The sequence below is a fragment of the Halalkalibacter suaedae genome (assembly GCF_017939705.1).
GTDB classification, from domain to species: Bacteria; Bacillota; Bacilli; order Bacillales; family Bacillaceae_D; genus Halalkalibacter; species Halalkalibacter suaedae.
This window is the reverse complement of the sequence record NZ_JAGKSQ010000006.1, coordinates 236,944-253,509: the sequence shown is the minus strand read 5'-3', so window position 1 is coordinate 253,509 and position 16,566 is coordinate 236,944. Positions and strand designations below refer to the sequence as shown.

Genomic DNA, 16,566 nt, shown 5'->3' with positions numbered 1-16,566 from the left:
CGAGAACCGGAGCAAGATCGGCGAGTAGGGACCCAACAGCGGCGAGTAAACCAACTAAATCAGCCGGTAAATCACCTCCCCTAAAAAGGATTTCTACACATTCAGCTAGAAATACATACAATAGAAAGGAGATCTGATCATATGATTAAAAAGCCAAGAGATATTCCACTCAAAATCCTTAAATTAGAAGCTCTATTAAGGAGATTGCCCCAATTTCATCCTAGTCGAAAAAAGCTAGAAGATGAGCTAGCGAAAAACTACGCCGGGTACAGAGGGGAGCAAGCGGTTGATTATCAGTTGAAATTTCTAAAAGAGGACAACTGGCAATTTTTATTTAATGTTAGACTGGCTGGAATCAAGGATACGTTCTTTCAAATGGATAGTTTACTTATTTCTGACCGATTCCTAGTTTTACTTGAGATCAAAAATATTTCAGGTACGCTTATTTTTGATCAAGAGTTCAATCAGTTAATTCGAGTGACAAGTGAACAAGAGGATTCTTACCTAGATCCACTTCTCCAACTGCAAAGGCAGAAGGTACAAATGCAGACGTGGTTACAAACGTATAAAAATCCTCAGATTCCGATTAGTTCTCTTGTCGTGATTAGTCAACCTTCAACTAGAATTAAAGCAACCTCCAACCCAACAACCCTCGCTAAAAAGGTTGTCCATGCAGCGGCCCTTCCAGATATGATTCATTCCTTTTCTACTATATATAAAGACCCCATCCTAACGAAGAATGAAGTAAATAAACTTACCAAACTCCTAATGAAACATAATATTGAATCGAATCCGAATGTGCTTAACCAATTTCAGATTAATCCGAATTAACTACAGACAGGGGTCCATTGTCCTACTTGTTTCTCGCTTCCGATTGCGAGGGTAAAAGGTAGTTGGTTTTGTCATGAGTGTAAGCAGCCACAACGATATGCTCATCTATCTGCTCTAATTGATTATTTCCTCCTGTACGGCTCAACTATAACGAATCGACAGTGTCGTGATTATCTGCATGTCTCCTCTCAATCGAGCACTACTAAATTGCTCGCTTCACTTAATCTCTCCTATTCAGGATCATTCAGAAATCGTCAGTACCATCTATCACTAGATTCATTGCAAAGTCGGCTATTTTGCGGTAAAAAGTAGCTCGTCGACAGTAGTTCACATAATCTGGCTAGTAAACTATTTTAATCGGACAGTAAAGCCAAAAAAACGGCTAGTAACGAGGATTTTCTCCGTTTTTTGGAGCTGATTTAGAGCTGAATGTCGAAAAATAGTGCTTGCATTCCAATGATTGAGACTGTACGATATACCATATACAGTAACTATTAAAAATAAAAACAACTATATATTGATTTTGCGGAATGATCGGTGTCAATTCGACTTAAAAGGGAATCTGGTGCAATACCAGAACTGTCCCCGCAACTGTAAGTGCGACAAAATGAGGTTAACCACTGTGTAATTGTCTTACATGGGAAGGCTCAAAGTAGGTAGAAGCACGAGTCAGGAGACCTGCCGTTTTTTATTCCTTAGTCAACTATCTTCGGGGTGTGAGAGGTGAGACGGCAGAAGACTATGAGATGCTGCGACTAAGTCGTATGTTTTTCTATGTCATGTTACATACACCCGCCGTTTTACGTCCATTCTCACTCAACAAGAGAATGGGCGTTTTTATTTTCAGACAAAGGGAGAGAGCTAAATGAATCAAATCCTTGAAAAGATGAGCTTTAAAGAACGACTAGAGAATGACTTTCCATATTTGAATTTGGTTGATTGGATGAATAAATGGAAAGATGGAGATACATGGGAAAAGCGTGCACTAGATGCTTTAAATGAATTAGATATTGAACAACCTGATTGGACCTATGTTGCAGCGAGATGCTATTTGCAGTCATTATATGAGCAAGTTGAACAGGTAAGAGGGTCAAGCCTACTTGTTAAAGAGTTTCCATCATGGGTTGCAAAGCTAATTGACGACGGTATCTATGATGCACGGCTATTAAACTACTCTTTTCAAGAGCTAGAAGAATTAGCAAGAACACTAGATTTATCACAGGACAAGCGTTTTACATATATCGGAATTAAAACACTAGCTGATCGCTATTTGGCACGTCATTATGACGGAGCATTACTTGAGTTGCCACAGGAGCGTTGGATGGTTATCGCAATGATGCTGATGGTTGAAGAGCCGGTAGAGAAAAGAGTCGAGCTTGTGAAAGAAAGCTACTGGGCGTTGTCCAATCTCTATATGACTGTTGCGACTCCAACATTAGCGAATGCTGGGAAAAAGGGTGGTCAATTATCTAGCTGTTTTATTGATACGGTTGAGGATGACCTACGTTCAATTTTTGATAGTTGTACAGATGCTGCGACGGTTAGTAAGAATGGTGGGGGCCTTGGTGTCTATCTTGGAAAGATCCGAGCAAAGGGTTCGACTATTAGAGGTTTCAAAGGTGTGTCTTCGGGTGTTATTCCTTGGATGAAGCAACTAAATAATGTGGCTGTAAGTGTTGATCAGCTTGGACAACGCCAAGGAGCGATTGCCGTCTATCTTGATGTCTGGCATAAGGATATATTTGCTTTCTTAGATGCTAAGTTGAATAACGGGGACGAGCGCCAGCGGACACATGATTTATTTACAGCTGTTTCTCTTCCGGATGTGTTTATGGAGGCTGTTGATAATCGTGAATCATGGTATTTATTCGATCCGCATGAGGTCAGACAGGTGATGGGCTATTCGCTTGAGGACTTTTACGATGAGAAGCTAGGTGCTGGTTCATTCAGAGAGCGCTATGAGCAATGTGTACAAAATGAAGCATTATCAAAGGTTGAGGTTCCAGCGATTGAAATTATGAAACGAATCATGGTTTCCCAGCTTGAAACGGGTACACCGTACATGTTCTACCGTGATACAGTCAATCGACTTAATCCGAATCCGCATAACGGAATGATTTACGGATCTAACTTATGTACTGAAATCATGCAAAATATGAGCTCGACGGTAATTGCTGAAGAGGTCTTGGATAATGGGAACATTCAAATTACAAAGAAACCAGGAGATTATGTTGTTTGTAATTTAAGCTCGCTTTCAATTGCTAATGTGTTAAAAGATGATGTTCTAGAGAGAGTTGTCGAGATTCAAATTAGAATGCTAGATAATGTAATCGATATTAATCGCCTTGATGTTAAGCAAGCAGAGCTTACTAACAAGACATACCGAGCAATCGGCGGAGGCACTTACGGCTGGCATCATCATCTAGCTGTTAACGGAATCAAGTGGGAATCTGAAGAGGCTGTTGAAGAGGTTGAAAGAGTATATGAAGCGATCAATTATGCGGCAATTAAATCAAGCATGAAGCTTGCAAAGGAAAAAGGGACTTATTCGAAGTTTAAAGGATCAGATTGGGAAACAGGAGCTTACTTTAGTAAGCGGAAGTATGAATCAGCAAAGTGGACTGAGCTTCAAGAAGAAGTGAAGGAGCATGGGGTTCGAAATGGCTACTTACTTGCAGTTGCTCCGAATGCGACAACAGCACTTATTGCTGGCTCGACTGCGTCAATTGATCCAATTTTCTCGAAGCTTTATATGGAAGAAAAGAAAAACTACCGAATCCCAGTAGTTGCACCAGACTTAAATGCGAATACGACATGGTTGTATAAGCCGGCTCATCTAATCGATCAAAAATGGAGCATTCGTCAAAATGGCCGAAGACAGCGTCATGTCGACCAAGGAATTTCATTTAATATTTATGTACCAAATAACGTAAAAGCAAAGGAATTGCTAGAGTTGCACTTACTAGCTTGGCAGGAAGGTCTTAAAACAACCTATTATGTTCGCTCAACATCTGTAACAGTCGATGATTGTGAAAGTTGTTCTAGCTAAAAAAGTGGAGGATTTATTATGGATACAATGAAAAAAAGAAAATTATATGATATTCACGCTCCAAATGCTTCGACTGGGTTAATTAATGGCGAAAGCTCAAATGTGCTAAATTGGGATGATGTTCGTTTTTCATGGGCATATCCTTTATATAAGAACATGCTCGCTAATTTCTGGACACCATTTGAAATTAATATGACACATGATGCAAAGCAATTTCCTAACCTAACAGGTGATGAGCAGGAAGCCTTCAAGAAAATTATTGGACTGCTTGCTTTTCTGGATAGTATTCAGACTGATTACTCAATGAAAGTAGCAGACTATTTAACTGACTCGAGTATGGCTGCGTTAATGAGTGTCCTATCATTTCAGGAGGTTGTTCATAACCAAAGCTACTCCTATGTCTTGTCTAGTCTTGTGCCAAAATCAATGCAGGATGAGATTTATGAATATTGGAAGCATGATCCTGTTTTGAGAGAGCGTAACGAGTTTATTGTTGATGGCTATGAGGAGTTTGTTAGTGATCCGACAGCAGAATCTCTTGCTAAGTCCATTGTTTATGATGTTATTTTAGAAGGGTTAAACTTCTATTCTGGATTTGCTTTCTTCTATAATTTAGCTCGACATCAAAAGATGGTTTCAACGTCCACGATGATTAATTATATCAATCGTGATGAGCAGCTACATGTTCATTTCTTTACGAATTTGTTTAAGGAGCTTCTAAAAGAAAATCCTGAACTAGATACCCCAGAAATGAAGCAATTTGTTGAAGATGCATTTAAAGAAGCAACTGATCTTGAGATTAAATGGTTCCGTTATATTATAGGGGACAAGCTTGATGGGATTGATCCAGAGGAAATGGAATCATATTTAAAATTTATGGCAAATAAACGTGTGAAACAGCTTGGCTATGATCATATTTTCCCTGAGCACCGTACAAATACGATGCGATGGATCAAAGCATATGAGGATGTGAATGCGGCAAAGAGCGATTTCTTTGAGCAAAAGTCACGCCAGTATGCGAAGGTTTCTAGTGATAATGGATTTGATGAGTTATAGAATGGACGTCTTAAGGATCAATATGGTCCTTGAGACGTTTTTTTTCTGATAGGTAAAATGTTGGAGGGTGCACGTGACTTTTGTTAATCGAATCTACATAATTGGAAAAAAGATGAGCCGACAGCTTGGGCGACAACCCTAATCATCTTTGCTATAATTAGGGCTTAGACATACGAAACGAACGGAGTTGAAATGTCGTGCTTGAGTATCAAGAGTGGCGTCATGTATTTAAATTAGATCCAAATAAAAACATAACAGATGAAGAGCTAGAACAGATTTGTGAATCTGGGACGGATGGCCTCATTATTGGTGGCAGTGATGGTGTGACATTAGATAACACACTCCAACTTCTTATGCGTGTACGCCGGTATACGGTATCTTGTGCGCTGGAGGTTTCAACGATCGAATCAATCACGCCTGGATTTGATTACTTTTTTATCCCATCTGTAATGAATAGTCAAAAGGTAGACTGGGTTTTGGGCTATCATCATCAGGCGATTAAAGAATACGGTGCTATCATGAACTGGGATGAGATCAAGGTCGAGGGCTATTGTATACTTAATCCTGAAGCAAAGGCTGCTAAGCTAACAGAAGCGAAGACAGACCTATCAATTGATGATGTAGTCGCATATGCGAGAATGGCTGAAAACCTCTATCGTTTTCCAATTTTCTATGTAGAGTATAGTGGAACATATGGAGACGTCGAGCTTGTCAAGCAGGTAGGGAAGGTATTGTCAGATACGAAACTTTTCTACGGTGGTGGGATTCGTTCTGTCGCACAAGCGAGTGAAATGGCTGCGGTTGCGGATACTATTGTCGTTGGGAATTTAATCTATGATGATCTAAATGCAGCTATAAAAACCGTACAAGCGGTAAAAGAGACATTGAAATAAGACAAACAACAAAGTAAACTATAGAGAATAACTAGAACAAATGTTTGGAGTGAGGGTATGCAAGCGAAGATTATTGAGAAGATGCTCGCAGGACTTAATCCAGAGCAGAGACAAGCGGTAACACATACAGATGGACCTCTATTGTTGATGGCTGGTGCGGGGAGTGGGAAGACAAGAGTGCTGACCCACCGGATTGCTTATTTACTGCGTGAAAAGGCTATTGCACCATGGAGTGTACTTGCTATCACCTTTACGAATAAGGCTGCTAGAGAGATGAAAGAGCGTGTTGCTAGTCTAGTTGGACCAATTGCTGAAGATATTTGGATTTCGACATTTCACTCGATGTGTGTTCGGATTTTACGTCGTGATATTGACCGTATCGGGTATAGTCGGAACTTTACGATATTAGATTCAGGTGATCAGCTTTCTGTGATTAAGCAAATTTTAAAAAATCAAAACATTGATCCTAAGAAGTTTGATGCACGAAGCATTCTTGGGATGATTAGTAGTGCCAAAAATGAGCTGAAAAAGCCAGATGAGTATGCAAGTACGGCAACTGGTCCTTTCGAACAAACGGCAGCAGATGTCTATGTTGATTATCAGAAGCAATTAAAAAAGAACCAAGCACTGGATTTTGATGATCTTATTATGAAAACAATTGAGTTGTTTAAGCTTGTTCCTGAAGTGCTAGAGTTTTATCAACGGAAATTTCAATATATTCACGTGGATGAGTATCAGGATACAAACAGAGCACAGTATATGCTCGTTAAAATGCTTGCAGCCAAGTTTGAAAATATTTGTGTTGTTGGTGACTCAGATCAATCGATCTATCGGTGGCGCGGGGCGGATATTGCTAATATTCTTTCGTTTGAAGAGGATTACCCTAAAGCGCAGGTGATTTTGCTTGAGCAAAACTATCGTTCAAGTAAAACAATTTTGGAAGCAGCCAATAAGGTAATTGCAAATAATAGTAACCGCAAAAAGAAAAATCTTTGGACATGCAACGATGATGGTGCGAAGATTGGCTATTATGCAGCAGATACAGAGCATTCAGAGGCTCAGTTTGTTGTTGAAAAGATCCAGGATGCGATGCTAGAAACTGAGTATACTTCCTCTGATATCGCGATTCTATATCGGACAAATGCACAGTCACGTGTTATTGAGGAATTCTTTGTGAAATCAAATCTTGATTATACAATTGTCGGTGGAACCAAATTCTATGATCGTAAAGAAATAAAAGATGTTCTTGCTTATTTACGCTTAATATCCAATCCAGATGATGATATCAGTCTACAAAGAATTGTTAATGTACCAAAGCGAGGCATTGGTGGAACAACTGTCGATAAAGTAGCTGCATATGCAACGGCACACGACTTATCATTGTTTGCTGCATTGCAGGAAATTGAGCAAATAGGATTACCAGCACGAACTGCCGGGAAGCTGAAGGATTTTGCTGACCAGCTTAGTAATTGGGTGAACATGCAGGAATATTTATCAGTTACTGAACTTGTTGAAGAGCTCCTGGACCGAACGGGTTACAGAGAAATGTTGAAAAATGAACAATCGATTGAGGCACAGAGTCGTCTTGAGAATATTGATGAATTTATAACTGTTACAAACGAATTTGAGAAGCAAAATGACGATAAATCACTTATTAACTTCTTAACTGATTTGGCATTGGTTGCTGATATTGATAAGCTTGATGACGACAATGATGGTAAGCCTAAAGAGTCAATCACACTTATGACCCTGCATTCAGCAAAGGGACTGGAATTCCCATTAGTCTTTTTAATAGGAATGGAAGAAGGGATTTTCCCACATAGTCGCTCCCTCTTTGAAGCGGAAGAGATGGAAGAAGAACGAAGACTTGCATATGTTGGAATCACTCGTGCTGAAAAGCAATTGTATATGACGAACGCTAGAATACGGACATTATATGGAAGAACGAATTCCAATCCTCCGTCACGCTTTATTTCTGAAATTCCTGAAGAGTGTATGGAGCTGCTACATGAAGTGAAAGAAGCACCAAACTGGATGACAGCTAGAGCTGTTGAGAAGCCACAAACACCGGCCACAACAGGCCGTTCAAAGGTGACACATACTGGTGGAGATCAAATTTCATGGAGTGTTGGTGACAAGGCGGAGCATAAGAAGTGGGGAGTAGGAACGGTCGTCAGCATAAAGGGCGAGCAGGATTCACTTGAGCTTGATATTGCTTTTCCTAATCCAATAGGTGTGAAGCGATTGTTTGCTAAGTTTGCCCCAATTACGAAGCAATAGAAAGGACGAGGTTGATGGAGCGACAAGTTGCAGAGAAGCGTGTTGAAGAACTTCGAGCGTCTTTAGAGGAGTATGGCTATCATTATTATGTATTAGATAACCCTATCGTTTCAGATGCTGAATATGATCAATTATTAAATGAATTAATTAAGCTTGAAACTGATTTTCCTGATTTGGTGACAGAGGACTCTCCTACTGTAAGAGTAGGGGGGCAGCCTTTGCCATTTTTCGAGAAGGTTGAGCACCGGACTCCAATGTTAAGCTTAGGGAATGCTTTTTCTGCAGATGATCTGCTTGACTTTGATCGAAGGGTGCGTTCGCTTGTCGGTGATGAGGTCAGCTATAGCTGTGAGCTGAAGATTGACGGACTAGCGATCTCTTTGACTTATGAAAATGGTCGACTTGTTCGAGGAGCAACGCGTGGAGACGGAACGGTTGGAGAAGATATCACCGAAAATCTGAAAACAATTCCGGCGATTCCACTGAAACTAAAAGAGAATTTGACACTTGAAGTGCGTGGAGAGGCTTTTATGCCGAAGCGTTCCTTTGATCAATTAAATGAAGCAAAGGAGCAAGCGGGTGAGGAGCGATTTGCAAATCCGAGGAATGCAGCAGCAGGATCATTGCGACAATTAGACCCGAAACTAGCAGCGAAACGGAATCTCTCGATGTTTGTGTATGCGATTGGATATATTGAAGGACAGGAATTGCCGTCACATCATGGTGGACTACAATATCTTCAAAAAATAGGTTTTAGAGTGAATCAAGAAAGTAAGAAATGTGAAACGATTGAAGACGTTATTCAGTATACAGAGGAATGGGTAGCAAAAAGATCTGATCTTCCGTACGAAATTGATGGAATTGTCATTAAGGTTGATCAATTGGATCTGCAACAGGAGCTTGGCTTTACCGCTAAGAGTCCACGCTGGGCTATTGCGTTTAAATTTCCTGCCGAAGAGGTTATTACAACCCTAGAAGATATTGAATTAAATATCGGAAGAACGGGTGTCGTTACACCGACAGCGATCTTAACTCCAGTAACAGTTGCCGGTACAACAGTAAAACGGGCATCATTACATAATGAGGATTTAATTAGAGAAAAGGATCTAAAGCTTGGTGATTCTGTTGTTATCAAAAAAGCAGGCGATATTATTCCTGAGGTTGTAAATGTCTTGCCTGAGTTAAGGGATGGAAGTGAACGTGATTTCGCAATGCCGACCCATTGTCCGGCATGTGGAAGTGACCTTGTTCGTTTGGAAGGAGAAGTGGCACTTCGCTGTATTAATCCACAATGTCCTGCTCAGATCAAGGAAGGCTTGATCCATTTTGTCTCGAGAAATGCAATGAATATTGATGGACTTGGCGAACGAATTATCGTCCAATTGTTTGATCATGACCTTGTCCATGATGTAGCTGATATTTATAAACTTGAGCGTAGTGCTCTCTTGCAGCTTGAACGAATGGGTGAAAAATCTGTAGATAACCTTCTTGATGCAATTGAGAAAACAAAATCTAATTCACTTGAGAAACTGCTGTTTGGTCTAGGTATTCGCTTTGTAGGTGCCAAGGCTGCGAAAACATTAGCAATTGAATTCGAATCAATGAAGAGTCTTAAGCAGGCGAGTGTAGATGAATTAGTTGCAGTGAACGAAATAGGGGAAAAGATGGCTGCCTCTATTCATCGATATTTTCAGAAACCAGAAGTAAATGACCTCTTAAATGAACTAGAGCACTTAGGGATAAATATGAATTATACTGGACCACGGAAGAAGCTGGTTGCTGAGATTGCCGACAGTCCTTTCTCAGGAAAGACAATTGTTCTTACTGGTAAACTCGAACAGCTAACGCGTGATGAAGCGAAAGAAAAAATTGAGGCGTTAGGTGGAAAAGTCGTAGGGAGTGTAAGTAAGAAAACCGATTTGCTTATTGCTGGAGAAGCCGCTGGATCGAAGAGAACAAAGGCCGAGGATCTTCAAATTGAAATTTGGGATGAGGCCGAACTCATTGACGTGTTATCGAAGTTCTAGATTTTTTAGATGAGAGAGGAGGGGGAAATGTGAATAAGCGTTACTTTTGGATAATGTCTATCCTAGTGATTTTTCTATCGGGATGCTTTCAAATTTTACCCCAAGAGGAAGAGGAAGAAGCCATTATCGATGAGTCAATTGATAGTGAAGAAGAGCAAGTAGTTGAAGTTGTTCCTCCGATTTTAACCCCAGATAATTACTATCAAAGTGTTATTTATGATGGTACCTATCTTCATGGTGAATCAAGAGGTTTTGGGACAGCAGTTGTAGACAATCGGATGGATCTTGACCAGTTAGAGATGGGACTTACTCGTATTGCCCAGCAGCATTTCGATCCAGATACTTACTTTTTTAGAGAAGGTCAGTTCATTAAAAGAGACCAGTTGAATAGCTGGCTGATGAGATATAACGAAGAAACGAACCCAACGGGATTAAATCCTGCTCTAGGAGATGAAAAAGACCAGAAGGAACGGGAAGAAAATCATCCAAGATATCTTTCTCATATTTTAGAGCATAACTATCTTGTCAAGAGTGAAGATGGTCAAATGAAGCTAGGTGGTATTGTGCTTGGGCTTTCTTTGAATAGTGTCTATAATTTTCGGACTGAGACAGAGGATGGTCTTTATAATTTCTATGAGACAGTCATACCTGACGATGTCATTGAACGAGAGGGGAAACGAATTGCAGAGGAAATACTCAGTCGACTAAGATCCGGAGAGTTTGAAGACGGAGCCTTTCAAGACATACCGATTGTGATCGCTCTTTTTAGGGAGCAGCCTAGACAATCTGCAATTCCAGGTAATTTCATCTCACAAGCAAAGGCCGATCCAGGTAATGCCTTGCAACGATGGCAGGAAATTAATGAACAATACTATTTGTTTCCTTCAAGTGAAGCGAGTGAGCATGCTAGAGGGGAAGCCGATCAATTCCAACGTTTCAAAGATGATGTACAGGGTTTCTTTGATTCATATATTGGCGTTGTAGGAAAAGGAAGATATTTAGATAACAAAATACAGGAGCTCTCGATTGAGATCCCCATTCGTTTCCAAGGAAAAGCTGAAATTGTTGCATTGACGCAATATGCAGCTAGCCAACTCCAACAAAGATTCGATCCAAATTATAAGATTAGTCTAAAGGTGAGTTCGGTTTCTGGTAAATTAGAAAGTCTTATTGTTCAGAATCCTGGTAGTGAACCAATTATTCATATATTTGATTAATAATGGTAAATAGAGGCAGTTTTCCTATAACTGTCTCTATTTATAACCTAAAATACTAAATTTATATAGAACCGTAAGAAATATAACAAAATGTATTTATTATTCAAAATGTACATGATATATTTAATTCGCTTGAGGACTCGTTCAAGAAGTCTGAAGTCTGACTTTAACGTTAAAATTGTTGATTGATTATTTTCGGTTTCGGGTATAGAACCAATCGATGGTGAAAACCTAAGGTGAAGAACCAATCAGCGTAGTAATCTTTTGGTCAGCATTAAAAAAATAGGGGGATATAACATGAAAAAGTGGTTACGTACTTTGGTAATGTCAACGGTTGCAGTAACAACACTTGCTGCATGTGGGACTGCGGAAGAAAGCCCAGCACCAGCTGAAGGAGGGGCAACAGACACTCCTGCAGAAGAAACATCAGATTTTAAAGTTGGGATGGTTACTGATATTGGTGGAATTGACGATAAGTCATTCAACGAATCAGCATGGGCTGGATTATCGGAATTTGGAACAGAGTTCGGTCTTGAGGAAGGAACTGGATATCGTTATGTTCAATCAGGCGATATTGCTGAATTTGAACCGAATATTCGTAATTTAGTGCGTGAAGATCTTGATTTGACTTGGGCAATTGGTTACTTAATGAACGATGCGGTGCTAACTGTTTCTGAACAAAATGCTGATGCACAGTTTGCGATTGTTGATTCAGTTGTAACAAATAAAGAAGGAACTCCATTACAGAACGTAGCTCATATCACGTTTAAGGAACATGAAGGATCTTTCCTTGTTGGGGTTGCAGCTGGTCTTCAAACAGAAAGTAATATTGTAGGATTTGTTGGTGGTGTTGAAGGAGAATTAATTAAGAAATTCGAAAATGGTTTTAAAGCTGGAGTGAAGGCTGTAAACCCTGACGCAGAGATCCGTGTTCAGTATGCTGAAAGCTTCAATGCTGCGGATGTTGGTACTCAAATTGCAGATACAATGTACAGCCAAGGTGCAGATATTATCTATCATGCATCAGGAGCAACTGGAAACGGTGTATTTACAGAGGCTAGAAACCGTGCATTAAATGGTGAAAATGTTTGGGTAATTGGTGTTGACCAAGATCAACATGAAGAAGGTATTTATGATGAAGAAACAGGTGCATCTGTTACATTAACATCAATGATTAAGCGTGTTGATAGAGCTGTATACCTTGTTACTGAACAAACAATGAATGGCGATTTCCCTGGTGGAGAAATCCTTGAATATGGTTTAGAAGATGAAGGCGTTGGTATTGCTACGACTACTGATAATATGTCAGAAGAAGCTCTTTCAACTGTTGATGAATACATTGAGAGAATACTGTCTGGTGAAATCAATGTACCAACTACTGATGAGCAATACGAAGAATACTTGAAAACCCTTTAATTTGTAACAAGGGTGTCTTTAGATGTATTGTCTAAGACGCCCTTCTCTTTTTAGAAGGGACAATGATGAATTGACTAATTGCCCCGATCCATCATTGCCCCTTATCGCTACATAGTTGGAAGTTGTTAAAAGGTGGGAGGAAAAAGAAATGACTTATGTTATTGAAATGAATAATATTAGAAAAGAATTCCCTGGTATTGTTGCAAATGATAATATCACATTACAAGTTAAAAAAGGGGAGATTCACGCTCTTCTGGGTGAGAATGGTGCCGGGAAATCAACATTAATGAATGTGCTTTTTGGATTATATCAACCCGAAAAAGGAGAAATTATTGTTCGTGGAGAGAAGATCAATATATCAGATCCGAATGTAGCTAATCGCTTAGGGATTGGGATGGTCCATCAACATTTTATGCTTATTGAAAAGTTCACCGTAACAGAAAATATCATATTGGGTAATGAGCCGAAGAAGGCTACCCTTGTTGATATTAAAAAGGCGGCAAAGGAAGTCGAAGAAATTTCAAACCGCTATGGTCTGAAGGTAGATCCATATGCAAAAATTGAAGATATTTCTGTTGGAATGCAGCAAAGAGTAGAAATACTTAAAACACTTTATCGTGGTGCAGAAATTTTGATTTTCGACGAACCAACAGCAGTACTGACACCGCAGGAAATAAACGAATTAATGGCAATTATGAAGGTGTTAGTTTCTGAAGGTAAATCAATCATACTAATCACACATAAATTAAAAGAAATTATGGCAGTTTGTGATCGTTGCACAGTTATTAGAAGAGGAAAAGGAATTGGCACGGTTGATGTCAGTGAATCTGACCCTGATAAGCTTGCGGCAATGATGGTTGGTAGAGAGGTTAACTTCTCTGTTGAAAAGGAAGAAGCTAAACCGAAGCAGGTCGTCTTAGCTGTATCAAATTTAACAGTAAAGGACTCAAGGGGAATAAAAGCAGTAAACAATCTATCCCTAGATATAAAATCTGGAGAGATTGTGGGTCTAGCTGGGGTTGATGGAAATGGTCAGAGTGAGTTAATTGAGGCTATTTCAGGTCTAAGAAAAGCAGAGTCTGGCTCAATCACTCTGAATGATAAGGAAATTACAAATTTAGCACCTAGAAAAGTCACGGAATCGGGTATTGGCCATATCCCTGAAGATCGTCATAAGCACGGATTAGTTCTTGACTTTTCTGTTGGAGAGAATATGGCTATCCAAACTTACTACCGTAAGCCTTTGTCGAAAAAAGGGGTACTAAATTATCAGGAAATTTATAAAAAAGCTCGTGCTCTCATTGAAGCGTACGATGTTAGAACTCCAAGTGAATATACTGCAGCTCGGGCGCTTTCAGGTGGGAATCAACAAAAAGCGATTATTGCCCGTGAGGTTGATCGTTCACCAGATTTCTTAATTGCCGCACAGCCAACCCGTGGTCTAGATGTTGGAGCGATTGAGTCCATTCATAGTCGACTTATTTCCGAGCGCGACAAAGGACGAGCCGTTTTACTTATGTCCTTAGAGTTAGATGAGATTCTAAATGTGAGTGATCGAATTGCGGTTATGTATGAAGGAGAAATTGTTGCAATTGTCGATGGAGATAAAACGAACGAGCAAGAACTAGGCCTCCTAATGGCCGGGGGTAAGAAAGAGAAAGCAGGTGAAGCAAACTAATGCGTAAGTGGCTTCCGACGGGGAAATTATTATCATTATCTGTTCCGATTATTGCTGTATTATTAGGAATTCTTATCGGTGCAATTGTTATGGTTGTTAGTGGGTATAATCCAATTGTAGGATATACGGCTCTACTAACAGGGATTTTTAGTCACCCTTATTATATAGGTGAAACAATCAGATCAATGACACCATTAATATTAGCTGGGTTATCAGTTGCCTTTGCATTTCGTACTGGCCTATTTAATATCGGTGTAGAAGGTCAGTTAATTGTTGGTTGGTTGGCTTCCGTCTATGTTGGTATTGTCTTGGACTTACCACAAGTAATTCATTTACCATTAGCTATTATGGCTGGGGCATTAGCAGGTGCTCTGTGGGGAGTAATACCAGGAATTCTAAAAGCTCGCTATCAGGTACATGAAGTTATTGTAACAATCATGATGAACTATATTGCTCTATATACTGCTAATTTTTTAATTCGGGAATACTTAATTGTTCCTGGTGAAAGAACGGAATCGATTGCACCAACAGCTTCACTTGCATCACCTTTTATCCAATCGATTACAGATTACTCAAGAGCCCATTACGGCTTTATTGTAGCAATACTTGCTTGTTTAATTATGTGGTTCATATTATGGAGAACAACAAAGGGATATGAGCTTCGTGCAGTTGGACTTAATCAACATGCTTCTCAATACGCTGGTATGAATGTCAAAAATAATATTGTCTTATCAATGATTATTGCAGGTGCGTTTGCTGGTGTAGCAGGTTCAATGGAAGGACTTGGAACATTCGGATATATGAATATTCTGTCAGGATTTACAGGTGTTGGTTTTGATGGAATTGCAGTTGCCTTGCTAGGGGCTAATGCAGCCTTGGGTGTTTTTCTAGCGGCATTCTTATTTGGTGGACTTCAAGTCGGGTCTTTAACGATGCAATCACAGGCTGGGATACCGGCAGAGCTAATCGATATAGTGATTGCACTTATCATTTTCTTTGTTGCATCTAGCTATGTGATTCACTGGATTATTAATCGCGTAAAAAAGGAGGGGCTCTAAATGGATCTTATGCAAATCCTCGCCCTCATTATTCCAGCAGCGATCATTGCTGCGGCTCCACTTATTTTAACAGCACTAGGTGGACTGTTTAGTGAACGTTCTGGTGTTGTTAATATTGGTCTTGAGGGACTTATGGTTATGGGAGCATTTACTGCGATTATTGCGACATTAACTCTTGAACGCTCAGGAGTTGGGGCGTTGTCTCCGTGGCTAGCATTACTGATAGCAGCTGTTGTTGGCTCCATTTTCTCATTATTTCATGCAGTTGCTTCAATAAACTTCCGGGCTGATCAGGTTGTAAGTGGTGTGGCCCTGAACTTCCTGGCTGTCGGTTTAAGTGTTTTTCTCGTACGTTTAATTTATGGAAAAGGTCAAACTGATTTCATTCAAAATCGATTAAATCGTATTGATATTCCTTTTCTAAGTGATATTCCAATTATCGGTCCATTGCTATTTTCTAGAACGTATGTGACGTCATTCTTAGCGATTTTATTAGTATTTGTCGTCCTATATGTGGTCTTCTATACACCATTTGGTCTGCGTTTACGTTCTGTCGGCGAACATCCAATGGCAGCCGACACAATGGGAATCAATGTTAATAAGATGCGTTATGTTGGAGTCATGTTAAGTGGTGCACTAGGTGGTCTTGGTGGAGCTGTCTATGCAGTAACCATCGCTGGTAACTTTTCTGGTGGAACCATTGCTGGTCAAGGGTTCATGGCTTTGGCAGTTTTGATTTTTGGAAAGTGGAATCCTTTAGGGGTTTTAGGAGCTGCCTTATTCTTCGGTTTAGCTCAAGCATTAAGTATAACAGGACAACAAATACCGCTTTTTGCAAATATACCAAGTGTATTTTTGTTAATTGCTCCTTATGTTCTAACTATTCTTGCTTTAGCAGGATTTGTCGGTAGGGCAGATGCTCCGAAGGCAGTAGGGAAACCGTATGTTAAAGGTTCAAGATAATATGTAAAACCTTCTAAGAATATCTTAGAAGGTTTTATTTTTGTGTAATTTTATGTTTGAAGAGCATGAAATTCGGGTATTTAGATTAGGTCGTCTGT

The 16,566-nt window shown here is 39.8% G+C and carries 11 protein-coding genes and 1 riboswitch; all 11 genes read left to right on the top strand.

Annotated elements, in window-relative coordinates; translation table 11 throughout:
• The first annotated feature begins 141 nt into the window (after positions 1-141).
• The 11 genes from J7W16_RS15670 to J7W16_RS15620 all read left to right on the top strand — a co-directional run bounded on the left by J7W16_RS15670 (position 142) and on the right by J7W16_RS15620 (position 16,468).
• The gene (locus tag J7W16_RS15670; protein ID WP_210598371.1) at positions 142-831 is read left to right on the top strand and encodes a nuclease-related domain-containing protein; all 690 of its coding nucleotides are present in this window, start codon (positions 142-144) and stop codon (positions 829-831) included.
• 518 nt (positions 832-1,349) lie between these two features.
• Positions 1,350-1,531: riboswitch (cobalamin riboswitch) on the top strand.
• A 165-nt stretch (positions 1,532-1,696) separates the two neighbouring features.
• Entirely contained in the window at positions 1,697-3,880 is a 2,184-nt protein-coding gene (locus J7W16_RS15665; RefSeq protein WP_210598370.1) for a ribonucleoside-diphosphate reductase subunit alpha, read from the top strand.
• An 18-nt stretch (positions 3,881-3,898) separates the two neighbouring features.
• Positions 3,899-4,936, top strand: coding sequence for a ribonucleotide-diphosphate reductase subunit beta (locus tag J7W16_RS15660; protein WP_210598368.1), 1,038 nt, complete (start codon positions 3,899-3,901; stop codon positions 4,934-4,936).
• Between the two features lie 197 nt (positions 4,937-5,133).
• On the top strand, positions 5,134-5,829 hold the full coding sequence (gene pcrB / locus J7W16_RS15655) for a heptaprenylglyceryl phosphate synthase (protein WP_210598366.1): 696 nt from the start codon (positions 5,134-5,136) through the stop codon (positions 5,827-5,829).
• A 57-nt stretch (positions 5,830-5,886) separates the two neighbouring features.
• Positions 5,887-8,109: a DNA helicase PcrA gene (gene pcrA / locus J7W16_RS15650; RefSeq protein ID WP_210598364.1), complete on the top strand. Its 2,223-nt coding sequence runs from the start codon at positions 5,887-5,889 to the stop codon at positions 8,107-8,109.
• A 14-nt stretch (positions 8,110-8,123) separates the two neighbouring features.
• Positions 8,124-10,136, top strand: a complete 2,013-nt coding sequence (gene ligA / locus J7W16_RS15645; protein ID WP_210598363.1) for an NAD-dependent DNA ligase LigA — start codon at positions 8,124-8,126, stop codon at positions 10,134-10,136.
• A gap of 29 nt (positions 10,137-10,165) precedes the next feature.
• Positions 10,166-11,353 (top strand): CamS family sex pheromone protein, encoded by a 1,188-nt coding sequence (locus J7W16_RS15640; RefSeq protein WP_346726942.1) that lies wholly within the window; start codon positions 10,166-10,168, stop codon positions 11,351-11,353.
• Between the two features lie 297 nt (positions 11,354-11,650).
• Positions 11,651-12,769 (top strand): BMP family lipoprotein, encoded by a 1,119-nt coding sequence (locus tag J7W16_RS15635; protein WP_210598361.1) that lies wholly within the window; start codon positions 11,651-11,653, stop codon positions 12,767-12,769.
• 148 nt (positions 12,770-12,917) lie between these two features.
• The gene (locus J7W16_RS15630; protein WP_210598359.1) at positions 12,918-14,447 is read left to right on the top strand and encodes an ABC transporter ATP-binding protein; all 1,530 of its coding nucleotides are present in this window, start codon (positions 12,918-12,920) and stop codon (positions 14,445-14,447) included.
• Positions 14,447-15,505, top strand: a complete 1,059-nt coding sequence (locus J7W16_RS15625; RefSeq protein ID WP_210598357.1) for an ABC transporter permease — start codon at positions 14,447-14,449, stop codon at positions 15,503-15,505. Before J7W16_RS15630 ends, J7W16_RS15625 begins: the two co-directional genes overlap by 1 nt.
• Positions 15,506-16,468 (top strand): ABC transporter permease, encoded by a 963-nt coding sequence (locus tag J7W16_RS15620; RefSeq protein ID WP_210598355.1) that lies wholly within the window; start codon positions 15,506-15,508, stop codon positions 16,466-16,468.
• Positions 16,469-16,566 lie beyond the last annotated feature (98 nt).

Coding starts and splice junctions, on each gene's coding strand:
- J7W16_RS15670 (WP_210598371.1), top strand. CDS start 142: ATGATTAAAAAGCCAAGAGATATTCCACTCAAAATCCTTAAATTAGAA.
- pcrA (WP_210598364.1), top strand. CDS start 5,887: ATGCAAGCGAAGATTATTGAGAAGATGCTCGCAGGACTTAATCCAGAG.
- J7W16_RS15635 (WP_210598361.1), top strand. CDS start 11,651: ATGAAAAAGTGGTTACGTACTTTGGTAATGTCAACGGTTGCAGTAACA.
- J7W16_RS15630 (WP_210598359.1), top strand. CDS start 12,918: ATGACTTATGTTATTGAAATGAATAATATTAGAAAAGAATTCCCTGGT.
- J7W16_RS15665 (WP_210598370.1), top strand. CDS start 1,697: ATGAATCAAATCCTTGAAAAGATGAGCTTTAAAGAACGACTAGAGAAT.
- ligA (WP_210598363.1), top strand. CDS start 8,124: ATGGAGCGACAAGTTGCAGAGAAGCGTGTTGAAGAACTTCGAGCGTCT.
- J7W16_RS15660 (WP_210598368.1), top strand. CDS start 3,899: ATGGATACAATGAAAAAAAGAAAATTATATGATATTCACGCTCCAAAT.
- J7W16_RS15625 (WP_210598357.1), top strand. CDS start 14,447: ATGCGTAAGTGGCTTCCGACGGGGAAATTATTATCATTATCTGTTCCG.
- J7W16_RS15620 (WP_210598355.1), top strand. CDS start 15,506: ATGGATCTTATGCAAATCCTCGCCCTCATTATTCCAGCAGCGATCATT.